Below are 15,225 nucleotides of genomic sequence, written 5' to 3'. Positions count from 1 at the left end.
AGGACTTCCATGTACGACTGGACGTTGCTCGATCGGGCCCGGGAACTGTCCGACCGGGGCGAGGCGTTCGCGTGGGCCACGGTGGTCTGGCGCCAGGGGCCGTCGTCGGGCAGAGAGGGCTGCCGGGCGATCGTCACCGCCGACGGCGTCCTCGACGGCTGGATCGGCGGGGCCTGCGCCGAACCGGTCGTGATCCGCGAGGCGCGCCAGGCGATCGCCGACGGACAGCCGCGGCTCCTGCTGCTCGGGACGTCCGGCCAGTTCGGCGGAGCGGTCCCGGACGGGATGACGGTCGTGCCGATCGCCTGCCAGAGCGAAGGGGCGCTGGAGATCTACGTCGAGCCGGTCGAACCGGCGCCGCACCTGCTGGTCGTCGGCCGGTCGCCGATGGCGCGCACGCTCGTCGGCCTCGCCACCGCGCTCGGCTGGTGCGCCGAGCTGATCGGCCGCGCCGAGTTCGACGACGTCGGCCCGGGCAGCATGGTCGTGGTGGCCACGCAAGGACATTTCGACGAAGACGCCGTCGAAGGCGCGTTGCGTGCCGGGCCGGCGTACGTCGGGCTGGTCGGATCACGGCGGCGGGGCGAGGCCGTGCTGGGGTACCTGGCCGACCGCGGGGTGCCGCGGGCCGACCTCGACCGGGTGAGGGTCCCGGCCGGGCTCGACCTCGGGCCGGTGCCGCACCGCGAGATCGCCGTCGCGATCCTGGCCGAGCTGGTCGCCTTCCGCGCGTCCCGGCCTGCTTCACCGCCTCCGGCTTCCGACCTGGTCGATCCGGTGTGCGGCATGACCGTCGAGCCGATCGGTGAGCCGGTCGAGCACGACGGGACCGCTTACTTCTTCTGTTGCGCCGGCTGCCGCGACGCGTTCCGCCGGGACCCCGGGGCCTACGCGAGGAAGGACGTCCGATGCTGATCCGGAACCGGTTCGACGTCGCCCAGCCGGTCGAGAAGGTCTGGCGGTTCTTCGACGACGTCCCGCGCGTCGCCGTCTGCCTGCCCGGCGCGGAGCTGACCGAGGACCTCGGCGAGGAGCGCTACCGCGGCGGGGTCGCCGTCCGCATGGGCCCGGTGTCGCTGCGGTTCAAGGGCACCGCGGAGATCGTCGAACGCGACGACGCGGCCCACCGGATCGTCGTCAACGCCGAAGGGTCCGAGGAGAAGGGGCGTGGGACGGCGGGCATGTCACTCACCGCGACGCTCGTGCGTTCCGGGACGGGCACCCGCGTCGACGTCGACCAGGACCTGCAGATCTCCGGCGCCGCCGCGCAGTACGGCCGCGGGATGATCGCCGACGTCTCGTCGGTGCTGATGCGGGATTTCGCGGTGAACCTGCAGGACGGCATCGACCGCGTCGAACGCGGCGAGGAGCTCGTCGCCGGGGCCGCGCCCGCCCGGGGGTTCCGGATCGGCGTGCAGGCCGCGTTGATGGCCCTGCGGCGGGTGTTCCGCCGGTTCTTCCTGCCCTACCAGAGCAAACCGGCCTGAGGAGGACGTCGTGGTCCTGTGGTGGATCGGCAACGCCGTGCTGCTGTTCGTCGTGCTGCCGGTGGTGATCGCCCTGCTGAACCGGGTCCTCGCCGCCGTGGAGCGCATCCGCGGCGCGGCCGACGACATCCTGGCTGGTGGCGCCCGCCTGGCCGGGCAGCTGGAGCCGGTGCCGGCCGCACTGGCCCGGACGGCGACGACCATCGAAGAAGTGTCCGCGGGCGCCACCCGGTACGCCGGCAGCGTCGCGAAACTGCTCGGCTGAAAGGAGAAACGCCTCATGCCCGCTGCCGCTTGGGTGACCCTGGCCATCGCGGCCCTGATCATCCTGTTCGCCGCCGTCGGTCTCCTGCGCGTCGTCCTGCACCTGGCGCACGTGCGGAAAACGCTCGGTCTCGTGCTGGGCGGTGTCCGGTTGGTGGCCGTGCGCACCGCGCCGGTGCCCGGGGCGCTGGAGAGCGTCAACGCGGACCTGAAACCGGTGCGCGACTTCTGCGAATCCGTGTGAGGTGGTCATGACGACAGGCTGGATCGCCGGGTACGTGATCGGGGCGGTGGTCGTGCTGGCCGTCGTCGCGCTCGTCGTGCCGATCCTGGTGCTGGCGCGGTCGATCGGCCGGGTGGCCCCGCTGATCGACGCCGAACTCGAGGCGGCGGTGCGGTACACGGCGGCGCTGCGCGGCCTGCGCACGACCATCGACCACGCCGAGGTCATCACGGCCGGCCTGCGCCGTGGCCGGGAACGCTTGGGAGGCTGACGTGTCTTCGTCCGACGAGACGCTCTGGTGGATCGCGATCGTGGCCGGGTTCGTGGTGGTGCTCGCGGTGGCCGGGTTGCTGAGCTTGCTGATCAAGTACGTGCGCGTCATCGACGAACGCGTCGCGGGGATCCGCGGAACGCTGCGCGCGGCGGCTTCGAACACGTCCGACACCGCGCTCATCCCGGAGACCGCCGGGCGCGTGGACGGCGTGCTCGCCGAAGGCTTGCGGCACCACCTGTTCCTCGGGCGCGTGCTCGGAAAGGTGAAGTCATGATGGTGGTGCTTACCGTCGTCGACATCGTGCTGCTGACCGCGGTACTCGCGGGGTACCTGTACTGGGTGGGCTCGTTGCTCGCCCGGATCGCGGCGAACCTCGAGGACTGCGCGGAGAAGGTCCGGGAGATCAACGGGCACGCGGAGCTGATCGTGCCGGGCGTCGAGCACATCAACCGCACCGGCGGAGTGGTCGCGGGAGCGTTGCCACTGCTGTACGGGATGGCCGAGGACATCGTCGTCGGCGCGACCTACCAACCCCCGGTGGGGGAGCGTGCGCCCGCGCGGCCGGCGTCGGGTACGCGACGCTCGCGGCTGCACGAAATGGTGGGGTTCGTCCCGCGCTAGCGGCTGTGCCCGATCCAGTGCTCCGGCCAGTCGTGCTCGAACCGCTCCGCGTTGCAGCGCGGGCGGTAGACGGCCAGCAGCTCCCGCACGATCTGCTCCCGGTGCGCCCGTCCCGCACCGGGGGCCTCCAACGTGCCGATGTGCACCTTCCACCGCGACCCGGCCCGCTTGATCCAGCAGGCCGCCCGGGCGTGCTGGAACGGGAACCGCTCGCCCGACAGGTCATCGCTGTGTCCTATGTAGACAACGGCGTACCGCTCCGGACGCTCGTCCGGGTCGGGTTTGTAGAGCACGGCGTACACCGCCGCCGTCGCCGGCGGGGTCCAGCCGCCCAGCAGCCGTGGCCCCTCGAACGGGTAGCCCGCCGCCGAACCGAGCCGGATCATTCGTCCTCGCCCAGCGCTTCCGCGCGCACCACGGGGTACACCGGGAGCCCCGCGGTCGCCACCGCCCGGCCGAAGTCCCGGGTCGCGAGGTCGACGGCGGTGGCCCGGTCGGGCGCCTCCACAAGCAGCCGCGCGCCGTAGCGCGTCGTGCCGATCCCGCTCGCGATGCCGCCGCTCGCCGCGACCGCGTCGGCCAGGTCGACGATCTCCTCCCGCGTCAGCACCCGGTTCCCGGCCGCTTCGATCGCCACGCTCCAGAGCATCGCGCCCTCCTATCCCAGCCGGGGCAGCAGCGCCGCCAGCTCTTCCAGACTGCGCAGGTCGTGACCCGGCACGACGAGGTCGACGTGCGGGGCGGCGACGAGCATCCCCACCGCGCCCGGGTGCCGGTGGGGGTTCGTCCACACCAGCCGGTGGCACAGCCGCGACAGCCGCTCGACGGCGTTCGCCAGCACCTCCGGATCGCCGCGGTCGAGGCCGTCGGAGCAGATCACCACCACCGCGCCGCGGCAGAGCCCGCGCCGGCCCCAGCGGCGGACGAACTCGGCCAGCGCGTCGCCGATCCGCGTGCCGCCTTCCCAGTCGACGACCGTGCGGGCGGCTTTCGCGAGCGCGAAGTCGGCGTCACGCTCGCCCAGCTCGTCGGTGATCCGGGTGAGCCGCGTGCCGAAGCAGAACACCTCGACCCGGGCCGCCGCGCGGCGCGCGGAGTAGGCGAACTGCAGCAGGTGCCGCGAATAGTCCGCCATCGAGCCCGACACGTCCAGCACCAGCACGAGCGGGCGCGGCTTGACGCGGCGACGGCGTCTCCGCAGCTCGTCGATCTCGCCGTAGCGGCGCAGAGTCCCGCGCACGGTACCGCGCAGGTCGGGGATCGGGCCCTTGCGCGCCGGCCTCGTGCGGCGGGTGCGCCGGCGCGGCGGGGTGAGCCGCAGCCGGGCCACGATCCGGCGGATGGCGGCCAGTTCCTCGGGTGTGCACGCGCCGAAAGCCTTGTCCCGGACCGCTTCGACGTCGGACGCGGTGAGCCCGAGCACCGCCTCCGCCTCCCGCTCGGGCCCGTCTCCCTCGGGATCGGGCAGGGCGAGTACGGCGTCGGCGGCGACCTCCGCCAGGAACGCTTCAGGGGGTGCGTCGCCGCCGAGGAAGTAGCGCCGGAAGACCTCGTCGTAGCGGGGGATGTCCTCGCGGCGCCCCAGGAGCGTGACCCGGCCACCCCAGTACACATCGGACAGATCGGCCGGGTCGAGCACGGCCGTCGCCCGGCAGAAGGTCAGCACGTCGCCCGGCCCGGTCGCGATTCCGGCGGAGCGCAGCGCGCGGGCGAAGCCGACGAACAAGGGCACGAACGCTTCAGCCACCGGAGGTGATCTCCGCCAGGTTCGCGCGGACGACGTCGAGGTCGTCGCGGTCCTTGACGACCGCGCCGAGCGTGTCGGCGTCGAGCTCCTCGAGACCGAGGAACCGCAGCATCCGCGCCCAGTCGATCGTCTCCGCGACCCCCGGCGGCTTCGCCAGGTCCAGTTCGCGCAGTCGGTGCACGGCCGCGACCACCTTGCGGGCCAGCAGCTCCGGCAGCTCGGGTTCCCGGGCCAGCACGATCTCGACCTCGCGCTCGGCGGCCGGGTAGTCGATCCAGTGGTAGAGGCAGCGGCGCTTGAGCGCGTCGTGCAGCTCGCGGGTGCGGTTCGAGGTCAGGACGACCAGGGGCGGGCTCGGCGCCCGGATCGTCCCGATCTCGGGCACGGTCACCTGGAAGTCGGCCAGCAGCTCCAGGAGGAACGCTTCGAACTCGTCGTCCGCGCGGTCGATTTCGTCGATGAGCAGCACGGCGTCGGCGCCTCGGCGGATCGCGGTGAGCAGCGGCCGTTCCACCAGGAACTCGGGACCGAACAGGTCGGCCACGGCGTGCTCGCCCGCGGCCGGGGCGGACAGCGACCGGATGTGCAGGAGCTGGCGGGCGTAGTCCCACTCGTAGAGCGCCTGCGCGGTGTCGATGCCCTCGTAGCACTGCAGGCGGACGAGCTGCCGGTCGAACACCGCCGCCACCGTCTTGGCCAGCTCGGTCTTCCCGACGCCGACCTCGCCTTCCAGGAGGATCGGCCGGTGCAGCCGGGTGGCCACGAGCAGGGCGGTGGCCAGGCCGCGATCGGCGAGGTAGCCGGCGCCGCGCAGCCGCTCGGTCAGGCCGGCGACGGTGTCCGGGTACTCCCGCGTCACGGTTGCGGGTCGCGGCCGAGGACGAGGTCGCGGACCGGGCTCGCGCCGGCGTCGAGCTTGCCGTCGGCGGCCAGCTGGTCCCGCCAGCTCGAAGTGAGCCCGTCGAAGCCGACCGCCTGCATGCTCTTGCACGCCTTTTGCGGTCCGCACGCTTCTTCGACGTCTTCACTGTTGCGCCCGCCGGCGTCCCAGATCTCGCGCAGGACCCGGAGGGTTTCGTCGGAATCGGCCATCAGCCGAGGCTAGAACCGGTTCGTGTCCCTGATGGCCCTCGATTAATGCTTCCCTTAAGTTGTAGTGTCCCGTGATCGGCTCGACGGAGAACCTGGGACTATGACACTGGGCCAGCTCAACGCGTTCGTCCTGGTGGCCCGGCTGGGCTCGGTCACGGACGCGGCGAAGGCCCTCGGCGTGAGCGAGCCCGCGGTGTCCCAGGCGCTGGCCGCCCTGCGCCTGCACCACGGGGACAAGCTGCTGACCAAGCGCGCGGGCGGGATGACGCTCACCGCGGGCGGCAGCCGGCTGCTGCCGATCGCCTCGCAGATGGTCGCGCTCGGCGCGGAGGCGGACGCCGCCGTCCGGCAGGCCAACGGCGTCGCCGCGCGGCTGCAGCTGGCGGTCACGAGCGAAATCGCCGAGTTCGTGGCGAACCCGTTGCTGGAGGCGTTCACCCGGCGGCCGGGCACCTCGATCGACGCCTCGGCCGGGCTGGCGCGCACCACGGAGCTGGCGGTCCTGGTCGCCAACCGGCTCGCCGACGTCGCGCTGGGTCCCGAGCTGACCGGCGACGCGGCGAAGGGCCTCGACTGCGTCCCGGTCTTCCGGGGTTCGCTCGTGGTGGTGGGCTCGCCGAACAGCCGCCACCAGGGCAGTCCCGCGCACTGGCGCTGGCTGCTCGACCCGGCCGGCGCCGACGCCGGCAGCGACACGCTCCGGCTGCTGCGCCGGCTGGGCGTCCCGGACGAAGGCATCCAGATCTTCCCCAACCAGACGGCGGCGTGGTCGGCGGCGGCCAGCGGGGCGGGGGTGTCGGTGGCGCTGGAGCACCTGGTGGCGCCCCAGCTGCGCCGCCACGAGCTGGCGGTGGTCCCGACGCGCGCAACGCCGATGTCGCTGTGCTGGCACGTGACGACACTGCCCACCGACCGCCGTTCGGGGGCGGCCAACTCCCTGCGCCACTTCCTCGGCACCCCGGCCGCGATGCAGGTGATGCGCTCGCCGGGCAGCGGGGTGCCGCCGTCGAGGTTCCGGCCGCCGGTCTACGTGACGATCTGGAGCTGACGCCGGGCCGGCCGCCAGGAGGCTTTCAGGGCTCGGGCGGCAGACCCGGATCAGGTTCGTGATCTCCCGTGGATGCCCGGCGGTCCCGGTGGTGGGCGCGACCCCCAACGACGCGCCCGCCACCGGGTCGCCCCGGCATTCCCCCTCTTTCGCCGTGCCCCTAGGGTTGCCGACGCCGTCCTCGTTTCGTCCTCGCGCCGGCATCCGTACCGTCACCTGCGCGTTTCGAAGCCGGTAGCCTTTGAGGACAGGGGGATGCGATGCGGTTCCGGATTCTCGGGACGCTGGAAGTGCGGGCGTACGGGGACCGGATCACCCTCGCGAGCCCGCGCCGGCAGCGCGCGCTCGCCGTCCTGCTGCTCAACCCCAACTCCGTCGTCCCGGTGGAGCGCATGATCGACGCGCTCTGGGAGGACGAGCCGCCGGCGACGGCCGTGAAGCAGGTGCGCAACTGCGTTTCCGCCCTCCGCGGCCGGCTCGGCGAGGCCGGCGGCGCGATCGTCACCGACGGACCCGGGTACCGCCTGCAGACCGACGTCGACGACCTCGACTCACTCCGGTTCCGCCGGCACGTCGCGGCCGCGCGAGGACTCGCCGGCCAGGCGAAGCTCCTCGACGCCGTCGAAGAGATCCGTGCCGCGCTCGCGCTCTGGCGCGGCCCGGCACTCGACGGACTGCGGACGACCACGCTCGCCGGCCGTGCCGCGGTGCTCGACGAACAGCGCGCCGACGCCGTGGAGCTCGGTGCCGAGTGGCGGCTGCGGCTCGGCGAAACGGACGAGGTCGTCCGCGAACTCACCGAGTTCTGCGGCGAACACCCGATGCGCGAGCAATCCCACCTGCTCCTGATGCGCGCCCTCGCGAAGGAAGGCCGCTACGCCGAAGCCTCGACGCTGTTCCACGGACTGCGCCGGCGGCTGGCCGACGAACTCGGCGTCGACCCGAACCCCGACCTGCGGCGGCTGCACGAGCAGATCCTCGCCGAGGCCACCCCGAGTGAGCTCGAGCCGGAAGCCCCGCCGGAGCACCACCACTTCGACCGCGCGGTCACCGAACTGGCCGAAGCCGTCACGTGGCAGTGGCGCGCCGAAGCCGAACTGCGGTCCCTGCACCGGCCGCAGCCGATCGTCCTGCGCTGGTCGGCGCTCGCGCGGCCGGGACGGCCCGCACGCCGGGGCGACCTCGACGACATCGCGGAGACGTTCACCGCGCTGCCCGAGCGGCAGCTGGTCGTGCTCGGCGATCCCGGGTCCGGCAAGTCGGTGCTCGCCTTGATGCTGACGCTGGAGCTGCTGCGCACCCGCGCGCCAGGGGCGCCGGTCCCGGTCCTGCTCTCGCTCGCCTCCTGGGATCCGCGCCGCGAACACCTTGACCGGTGGCTGGCGGGCCGGCTCGCCGACAACCACCCCGCCCTGCTCACCGCCCGGCAGTACGGGCCGGGCGCCCCCACCCGGCTCGTCCTGGGCGGCCACGTCGTCCCGGTCCTCGACGGCCTCGACGAGATGCCGGCCGATCTGCGCGTCGCGGCGCTCGACGCACTGGACCAGACCATGGCGGTGGGCCGCTCGCTGGTGCTGACCTGCCGGTCCGCCGAGTACGAGGAGGTCACGCGCGAATCCGGCCCGGTGCTGGGCGCCGCGACCGTGGTGCGGCTGGAACCCGTGGCCCGGCAGGAGGCGATCACCTACCTCTCCGCGCGGGGGAACGACCGCTGGCTGCCCGTGGCCGAGCGGCTGCGCCGGGACCCGGACGCGGCCCTGGGCCGGGTGCTACGGACGCCGTTGATGGTCGACCTCGCACGGATCGGCTACGGCCGTCCCGGCGCGGATCCCGCGGAACTGCTCGGCGCCGAAGACGCGGCAGCCCTCGAAGGGCAGTTGCTCGATTCGTTCGTCCCCAACGCCTACGCGCAGGTACCGCAGCCGCCGGGGCGCAACCCGAAGACCAGCCCGTCGGGGCGCTACACCGCGGCGCAGGCGACCCGCTGGCTGGGGTTCCTGGCCCGGCACCTCGACCGGGCCCGCAGCCGCGACCTGGCCTGGTGGCAGCTGTACCGGGTGGTGCCCGCCGGGACCCGCTCGGCCCTGATCGGCGCGCTGATCGCGCTGTTCTTCGTCGTCACCGGCTGGGTCGACGACGGACCGGCGCTGGCGGCGATCTACGGCCTCTCGTTCGGCGGCGCCGGCTACCTGACCCACCGCTTCGGGCGCCCGCCGGAGCCGCTGCGCACCGAACTGCGCTTCGCCGGGGCCACCGGGAAGTTCGCCGGCCGCTTCGCGATCGGCGCCGTCGTCGGGGTCCTGCTCGGCCTCGGCTGGTCGCTGGCCGCCGGCCTGGTCGTGTTCCTGGCGCTCGTGTTCGGGTGCGTGTTCGCGGTGCACGTGTGGCTCGCGAAACCGGTCGACGCCAGCCGCGTGTCCAGTCCCAGGACGATCCTGCGCAACGAACGGACCGGCGCGATCGCGCTGGCCGTCTCCTTCCTGGTGTCCCTGGGACTGTTCGACGGGATGGCGTTCGCGTTCACCGCACAGACGCGGTTCCTGCCGGTGCTGGGCGGGCGGTACGACCTCGCGCTGGCCGTCGCCGGCGGGCTCGCCGGCGCGGCGTTCGGGTGGTTCATGGCCCGCGGCGTCGCCGCCGGGTGCTACGGCCTCGCGGGCGTGATCGCCGGTGGCCAGGTGTTCCCGGCGGCGACGAACCCGGTCCTGCCGATCGTGGTCGGCGTCTTCTTCGGCGGCGGCATCGGCCTGGCGGTGCTCGTGACGCGCGCCTGGGGCAACTACTTCGTCCACCACGTCTGGCTTGCCGCCACCGGCCGGCTTCCCTGGCGGCTCATGCACTTCCTCGACGACGCCCACCGCCGCGGGGTGCTCCGGCAGGCGGGCGGCGTCTACCAGTTCCGCCACGCCCGCGTGCAGGAGCGGCTGGCCGCGATCAGTCACGACGAGCAGGAGGTTCGATGACCGGCGAGGAAATCGTGCTGGGTCCGCTGCCGAAGGGGATCACCCCCGCCGGGGAGGGGAAGGTGTGGAACGTGCTCGGCCACACCTACACCCTGAAGGCGGCGAGCGAGTCGAGCTTCGCGTTCGAGACCCTCGACCCGCCCGGCACCGGGGTACCCCCGCACGTGCACCCGACCCAGGACGAGCACATCTACGTCCTGGACGGCGTGTTCACCCTCTACCTCGACGGCGAGTGGACGACCGCCGGGCCGGGCGACACCGTGCGGATGCCGAAGGGCCTCCCGCACGCCTACTACAACCGCAGCGAGGGCAGCACCCGCGCCTTGTTCTGGGTGAGCCCGGCCGGGCGGCTCGCGCGGCTGTTCGACCGGTTGCACGACCTGGCGGACCCGGCCGAGGTGGTCCGGTTGTCGGCGCTGCACGACGTCGACTTCCTGCCACCGGGTTCGGTGGAGGGCGCCTGAACCCCACCCGGTGAGGACCGCGCGGTCCCCACCGGGTGGCGCGTCAGGTCAGCGGGAACCGCTGGGCCGCCGACCCGTTGCAGTCCCAGATCCGCAGCCGGGTCCCGTTGCCCGTCGCGCCGTCGGGCGAGTCGAGGCAGCGGCCGGACTGGGGGTTGCGCAGCGAGCCGTCGGCCTGCTGCGTCCACCCCTGGCCGCCGACGCCGTTGCAGTCCCACAGCTCGACCTGGGCGCCGTTCGCCGTGCCGTTGCCGACGATGTCCAGGCAGCGGCCCAACGTCCGCAGCGCGCCGCCGGACAGGTGGAACCAGTGCTGGTCCACGGCGAACGACTGGCAGTCCCACAGCTGCACGGCGGTCCCGTTCCCGCCGTGGTCGTCGCCGGCCACGTCGACGCACTTGCCGCCGGGGCCGGTGATCGGGCCGCCGCCGGTCACGGAGAACTTCTGCGCCGCGGCGCCGTTGCAGTCCCAGATCTGCAGGCGGGTGCCATTGGCCGTGGCGCCGTTGGGCGAGTCGACGCAGCGGCCGGACTGCGGGTTGCGCAGCGAGCCGTCGGCCTGCTGCACCCACTTCTGGCCGCCGACGCCGTTGCAGTCCCACAGTTCCAGCAGCGCGCCGTTCGCCGTGCCGTTGCCGGTGACGTCGAGACAGCGGCCCAAAGTGGACAGTGAGGAGTCCGCGTTGTGCGCCCAGTGCTGGTCGGAGGCGTTCGCCTGGCAGTCCCACAGCTGCACGGCGGTGCCGTTGCCGCCGGTGTCGTCGCCGGCGACGTCGAGGCACTTACCGCCGGGGCCGGAAACCGTGGCCGCGTAAGGCGGTGTCCCGGTGGAGCCGGCGTAGCCGACGGAGACCACATTGGACTGGACGGCGTCGTCCGCGGCGTCGGTCGGGTAGCCCGCGGTCATCACGCCCTCGAAGAACGAGCCGATGGACGCGTTGCTGTTGTCGCCGCCGGTGCCGAGCACGATCGACCCCTCCTGGTGCATCGGCGTGTACCCGCCCGAGGGCAGCGCGCCGTTGTACCAGGTGGTGAGGCCGCCGCTCTGCGAGTTGCCGCCCTTGAGCGCGAAGGTCGTCTGGCCGTTGTTCTTCAGCAGCGCGGTGACGAACGGCGTGGCGTTGCCGCGGTTGGCGGTGTTGGAGCGGTTCCCTTGGAACAGCCCGTTTTCGAGGTCGCCCGCCACCCACGGGCCGATCCCGGTGCACGGCGGGAAGTAACAGGTGGTGCCGAGGTTGACGGCGTCCATGTGGCCGTTGCCGGTGTCGGCGATCTGCGCTTCGACGTTGCCGTAGTCGAAGCAGCAGCCGCCGTTGACGTGTGTCCCGCTGGCGACCATGTACATGCCTTCGGGCTGGCCGTTGACCGCGACGCCGGCGCCGACGTAGTGCCGGTACCCGGTGCCGGGGGAGACGTAGACGCCGTAGACCTTGTGCCCGCCCGCGGTGACCGGCAGCGCGGACGCGATCGCGGCGACGTCCTGCCCGCCGGCGGTGCCCGGGCCTTCGACGGTGAGGTCGTTGTGGCGCGGGGACTGGTCGTAGATCACCGTGATGGTGCACGTGGTGCCGGCGCAGAACGAGTCCTGCGCGGCGGCGTTGGCGTACCCGCCGGTGGCGAGCAGGCCGATGTTCGTTTCGGCGCGGTCGGAGGCGCGCTGCACGCGGTACAGGTTGCCGGCGTAGGCGGAGTACAGGGCGCGCGTGGTGCTGTGCGCGGCGACGCACTGCGTGCCGGCGGAGCCGTAGATGTCGCACGGCAGGGAACCGGCGGCCTGCGCGGTGGCGCTCAGGCCGAGCATCGTCCCGAGGACGAGCAGTGTCGTGGTGAGGGTGGCGAGGAGTTTTCGACCGCTGGGCACGGGGACGCGGGACACGGGGACCTCACTCTCGAACCGCAGGTCAGCGACCTGCGTGGATTTTTACAACGTTGTATTTCCAGGAGAGAGGGGGAGCGCGAGAGAGTCGATGGGGATGCGGCGAGGGTAGGGCCGCGTTCTCGATCGTGTCAACAGTCCACGAGGTGCCGGTGGTCCAGTCCACTGCCGGGTTCGCGGTGGTGCACCCGGACGGCCTAGTGGGCGGGATCCGTTGCGTGGCGCGGGAAATCCTGATCGGATCGGACTTTCCGGGCAACTCGCCCGCCGGCTGTTCGGTCGTCCTTCGAGGGTGGCGCCGATCGATTTCCCGCGACGCGCGTGGTTCCCCTGGTCACCGGCCCGTCGCGCGGCCGGGCGCCGTCTCCGGGGCAGTAGGCTGAGGCGAATGAGCGCGGCATCCGGCACGGAGCACTCGATGGTCGAAACCCGGCACCAGACCCGGCTGCTCACCCTGCTGCGGGACGAGGGCCCGATGTCGCGGGTCGAGCTGGGCGAACGGCTGGAGCTGCCGCGCGCCCGGGTCGGGGCCGAGGTGACGCGGCTCGGGGAGGTCGGGCTCGTCGAGACCGCGGGGCCCTCGGCCAGCCGGGGCGGGCGGCGCTCGACGCTGGTCCGGCTCGCGGGCGACCTGCGGGTGCTCTCCGTCGACGTCGGCGCGACGTCGGTCGGTGTGGCCGTCACGGATGCTTCGTGCGAGGTGCTCGCGCACGCCGTCGAGGACTGCGACGTCCGGCAGGGGCCGCACCCGGTGCTGCGGCGGGTCGCCGAGCTCGCGGCGAAGGTGCGGGACGAGGCACCCGGCCGGCTGGTCGCGGCCGGCATCGGGCTGCCGGGGCCGGTCAGCTTCGCCGAGGGGATGGCGGTCGCACCGCCGATCATGCCCGGCTGGGACCGGTTCAACGTGCGCGACCACCTCGGCGGCCTCTGGGGCTGCCCGGTCGCGGTGGACAACGACGTCAACGCGATGGCCCTCGGGGAGCGGCACGCCGGGGTCGCGCGGTCGACCGACGACCTGATGTTCGTCAAGATCGGCACCGGGATCGGCTGCGGGATCGTGCTCGGCGGCAAGGTGTACCGCGGGGTCGCGGGCACGGCGGGCGACATCGGGCACATCCGGCTCGACGAGTTCGGCCCGACCTGCGCCTGCGGCGAGGTCGGCTGCCTGGAGGCCTACTTCGGCGGGGCCGCGCTGGCCCGCGACGGGCTGGCCCTGGCCCGCAGCGGCCGGTCGGTCCACCTCGCCGAGGTGGCCGCCGACCGCGGGGTGGTCACCGCCCGCGACGTCGGCCGCGCCGCCGCGGCGGGCGACTTCGGCGCGGTCAACCTGATCCGCGACGGCGGGCGCCGGCTCGGCCAGGTCGTCGCCTCGCTGGTCTCCTTCATCAACCCGGGGATGGTCGTGATCGGCGGCGGGGTGGCGCAGCTCGGGCACCAGCTGCTCGCCGAGGTCCGCAGCGCGGTGTACCGGCGGTCGCTGCCCCTGGCCACCGGCAACCTCCCGATCGTGCTCTCCGAGCTGGGCGAGACGGCCGGCGTGATCGGGGCCGCGTGGTCCGCCACGGACCGCGCGTTCACGCTCAGCAGCTGACCCGGCCCGGACGCTCGGAGCCGTCCGCCGACCCGGGTTCGTGAAGGCCACCTTGAGGAACTCAGAGTTCCTCAAGGTGGCCTTCACGGCTTTCGGTGGCCGGGCGTGCTCTCACGTTCCGTTGCTGAACAACCTCCCGTCGTAACGTCGGAACCGGACACACTTTTGCATCGCCGAAGCGAAAGTCAGTCCGGTTTCGCACGTCTATCCGGGTGAAAACCCGATCAAACGTGCCAACATCACCTTGACGAGTGATGCGCACCACCCTACTTTCGCTGCCTGAGAGACAAAGTTCGTTCGGTCTGCAGCACAAGTGGGGGGCACCGTGGCCGTCACCGGGACGAGGGGCGCCGATTCGGCGAACCCGCGGACGGCGAACCTGGCCGCGATCCTCCGTGCGCTGCGCGCCGGCCCGCTCTCGCGCACCCAGCTCGCGGCGGGCTGCGGGATCGCGAAGTCGGCGGTTCCCGGTCTCCTCACCGAACTCGCGGAGCGCGGCCTGGTCCGGGCCGCCGGCGTCCTCCCGGGCAACGGGCGGCCGAGCCGGCTGGTCGAACTGCACGGCGAAGACGCGTACGCCCTGGCTCTGGGCATCGAGGCCGACCGGCTGTCGGCGCTGGTCACCGACCTCTCCGGCCGGGTGCTCGCCGAGCGGGCGGAGACCGTCGACGTCGCCGCGCTCGGGCTCCAGAGAGGCATGGACGAACTCGCCCACCTCGCCCACCGGGTGCTGCCCGGCCCGCCGGTCGGGGTCGCGATCTCGGTGCCCGGGCTGGTCGACTCGGCCGCGGCCGTGCTGCGGCTGGCTCCGGCGCTGCGCTGGCGGGACGCCGAAATCGCCGGGCTGATGGCGGCCCGGCTGAACCTCCCGGCCGACGCCATCGCCGTGGACAACGACGCCAACCTCGGTGCGCTCGCCGAGTCGGCCGCCGGTGCCGGTGACCTGTTCTACCTCAGCGGCGGCACGACGGTCGGGGGCGGGCTCGTCTCCGGCGGCGCCGTCCTGCGTGGCGCGCGCGGGTTCGCGGGCGAGGTCGGGCACATCGCCGTCGACCCGTCCGGCGAGCGGTGTTCCTGCGGCCGGACCGGCTGCCTCGAAACGAAGGCGAACCTGGCCGCCGTCCTGCGCGCCGCGGCACCCCCCGGCGACCCGCTGCACGATCCCGCCCTCGGCGTCGAAGGCCGGGTCGCCCAGCTGAAGCACCGCGTCCGCCAAGGTGACCAGCGCGCGGCCACGGCGGTGCACGGCCTCGGCGTCGCCCTCGGCGTCGCACTGTCCACCGTGGTCGATGTGCTCGACCCGGACGTCGTCGTCCTCGGCGGGTACTTCGCCGAACTCGGGGACTGGCTGGTCGAACCGATCCGCGTCGAACTCGCCGTCCGGCCGCTCGGCCACGCCAGGGTCGTGCCGTCCCGGCTCGGCCTGAAGGCCCCGCTGCGGGGTGCCGCGCACCTGGCCGCCGAGCGGCTCTTCGCGAACCCGACGCTGGTCGAGGAGGCCTCGGTATGAGCGAGCTTGCGAGCGAATCATTCAACACTGCGCTTCCGGCTCAGGCGGCGCCGAGCGCCAGCGAG

Annotated in this window: 18 protein-coding genes; 12 read left to right on the top strand and 6 right to left on the bottom strand. The window is 73.1% G+C overall.

Translation table 11 applies throughout. The features are described from left to right. Positions 1-9 precede the first annotated feature (9 nt). The 7 genes from AB0N03_RS26140 to AB0N03_RS26110 are packed head-to-tail and all read left to right on the top strand — an operon-like array spanning position 10 to position 2,869. Positions 10-915 carry an XdhC family protein gene (locus AB0N03_RS26140; protein ID WP_364376872.1) on the top strand — a complete coding sequence of 302 codons (906 nt, stop codon included), beginning with the start codon at positions 10-12 and terminating at the stop codon, positions 913-915. After that, positions 909-1,487 (top strand): SRPBCC family protein, encoded by a 579-nt coding sequence (locus AB0N03_RS26135; protein WP_364376869.1) that lies wholly within the window; start codon positions 909-911, stop codon positions 1,485-1,487. Before AB0N03_RS26140 ends, AB0N03_RS26135 begins: the two co-directional genes overlap by 7 nt. A gap of 10 nt (positions 1,488-1,497) precedes the next feature. After that, positions 1,498-1,752, top strand: a complete 255-nt coding sequence (locus AB0N03_RS26130; RefSeq protein ID WP_364376866.1) for a hypothetical protein — start codon at positions 1,498-1,500, stop codon at positions 1,750-1,752. A gap of 15 nt (positions 1,753-1,767) precedes the next feature. Next, on the top strand, positions 1,768-1,995 hold the full coding sequence (locus tag AB0N03_RS26125) for a hypothetical protein (protein ID WP_364376863.1): 228 nt from the start codon (positions 1,768-1,770) through the stop codon (positions 1,993-1,995). 7 nt (positions 1,996-2,002) lie between these two features. Then, positions 2,003-2,245 carry a hypothetical protein gene (locus AB0N03_RS26120; protein WP_364376860.1) on the top strand — a complete coding sequence of 81 codons (243 nt, stop codon included), beginning with the start codon at positions 2,003-2,005 and terminating at the stop codon, positions 2,243-2,245. Between the two features lies 1 nt (position 2,246). Continuing rightward, positions 2,247-2,522, top strand: a complete 276-nt coding sequence (locus AB0N03_RS26115; protein WP_364376857.1) for a hypothetical protein — start codon at positions 2,247-2,249, stop codon at positions 2,520-2,522. After that, positions 2,519-2,869 carry a hypothetical protein gene (locus AB0N03_RS26110; RefSeq protein WP_364376854.1) on the top strand — a complete coding sequence of 117 codons (351 nt, stop codon included), beginning with the start codon at positions 2,519-2,521 and terminating at the stop codon, positions 2,867-2,869. Before AB0N03_RS26115 ends, AB0N03_RS26110 begins: the two co-directional genes overlap by 4 nt. On the opposite strand, the gene AB0N03_RS26105 is transcribed toward AB0N03_RS26110, so the two are convergent. From AB0N03_RS26105 to AB0N03_RS26085, 5 genes are read right to left on the bottom strand one after another with little or no spacing between them, the layout of a single operon-like run. Beyond that, positions 2,866-3,255, bottom strand: coding sequence for a hypothetical protein (locus tag AB0N03_RS26105; RefSeq protein WP_364376852.1), 390 nt, complete (start codon positions 3,253-3,255; stop codon positions 2,866-2,868). The genes AB0N03_RS26110 and AB0N03_RS26105 overlap by 4 nt on opposite strands. Further along, positions 3,252-3,518, bottom strand: coding sequence for a hypothetical protein (locus AB0N03_RS26100; RefSeq protein ID WP_364376850.1), 267 nt, complete (start codon positions 3,516-3,518; stop codon positions 3,252-3,254). Before AB0N03_RS26100 ends, AB0N03_RS26105 begins: the two co-directional genes overlap by 4 nt. A 9-nt stretch (positions 3,519-3,527) precedes the next feature. Beyond that, positions 3,528-4,616 carry a VWA domain-containing protein gene (locus AB0N03_RS26095; RefSeq protein WP_364376848.1) on the bottom strand — a complete coding sequence of 363 codons (1,089 nt, stop codon included), beginning with the start codon at positions 4,614-4,616 and terminating at the stop codon, positions 3,528-3,530. After that, positions 4,609-5,475 (bottom strand): MoxR family ATPase, encoded by an 867-nt coding sequence (locus AB0N03_RS26090; RefSeq protein ID WP_364376845.1) that lies wholly within the window; start codon positions 5,473-5,475, stop codon positions 4,609-4,611. Before AB0N03_RS26090 ends, AB0N03_RS26095 begins: the two co-directional genes overlap by 8 nt. After that, positions 5,472-5,708 (bottom strand): hypothetical protein, encoded by a 237-nt coding sequence (locus AB0N03_RS26085; protein WP_364376842.1) that lies wholly within the window; start codon positions 5,706-5,708, stop codon positions 5,472-5,474. Before AB0N03_RS26085 ends, AB0N03_RS26090 begins: the two co-directional genes overlap by 4 nt. A 100-nt stretch (positions 5,709-5,808) precedes the next feature. Here AB0N03_RS26085 and AB0N03_RS26080 point away from each other — a divergent pair, with 100 nt between their 5' ends. The 3 genes from AB0N03_RS26080 to AB0N03_RS26070 all read left to right on the top strand — a co-directional run bounded on the left by AB0N03_RS26080 (position 5,809) and on the right by AB0N03_RS26070 (position 10,183). After that, on the top strand, positions 5,809-6,756 hold the full coding sequence (locus tag AB0N03_RS26080; RefSeq protein WP_364376839.1) for a LysR family transcriptional regulator: 948 nt from the start codon (positions 5,809-5,811) through the stop codon (positions 6,754-6,756). 260 nt (positions 6,757-7,016) lie between these two features. Further along, the gene (locus tag AB0N03_RS26075) at positions 7,017-9,719 is read left to right on the top strand and encodes a BTAD domain-containing putative transcriptional regulator (RefSeq protein ID WP_364376836.1); all 2,703 of its coding nucleotides are present in this window, start codon (positions 7,017-7,019) and stop codon (positions 9,717-9,719) included. Continuing rightward, positions 9,716-10,183, top strand: a complete 468-nt coding sequence (locus AB0N03_RS26070) for a cupin domain-containing protein (RefSeq protein ID WP_364376833.1) — start codon at positions 9,716-9,718, stop codon at positions 10,181-10,183. The genes AB0N03_RS26075 and AB0N03_RS26070 overlap by 4 nt, the downstream gene beginning before the upstream one ends. A 43-nt stretch (positions 10,184-10,226) precedes the next feature. Here AB0N03_RS26070 and AB0N03_RS26065 read toward each other — a convergent pair whose 3' ends face one another. Then, a complete protein-coding gene (locus AB0N03_RS26065; protein ID WP_364376830.1) occupies positions 10,227-12,059 on the bottom strand; it encodes an arabinofuranosidase catalytic domain-containing protein in 1,833 nt (610 codons plus the stop codon). Between the two features lie 388 nt (positions 12,060-12,447). Between AB0N03_RS26065 and AB0N03_RS26060 the strand changes: the two genes are divergently transcribed. Further along, complete coding sequence (locus AB0N03_RS26060) at positions 12,448-13,650, top strand: ROK family transcriptional regulator (protein WP_364376827.1); 1,203 nt, start codon at positions 12,448-12,450, stop codon at positions 13,648-13,650. 313 nt (positions 13,651-13,963) lie between these two features. Next, the gene (locus tag AB0N03_RS26055; protein WP_364376824.1) at positions 13,964-15,160 is read left to right on the top strand and encodes an ROK family transcriptional regulator; all 1,197 of its coding nucleotides are present in this window, start codon (positions 13,964-13,966) and stop codon (positions 15,158-15,160) included. Positions 15,161-15,225: the final 65 nt, after the last annotated feature.

Source organism: Amycolatopsis sp. NPDC051061 (genome assembly GCF_040682935.1).
Taxonomy (GTDB): domain Bacteria; phylum Actinomycetota; class Actinomycetes; order Mycobacteriales; family Pseudonocardiaceae; genus Amycolatopsis.
This window is presented reverse-complemented; position numbering and strand designations above follow the sequence as displayed.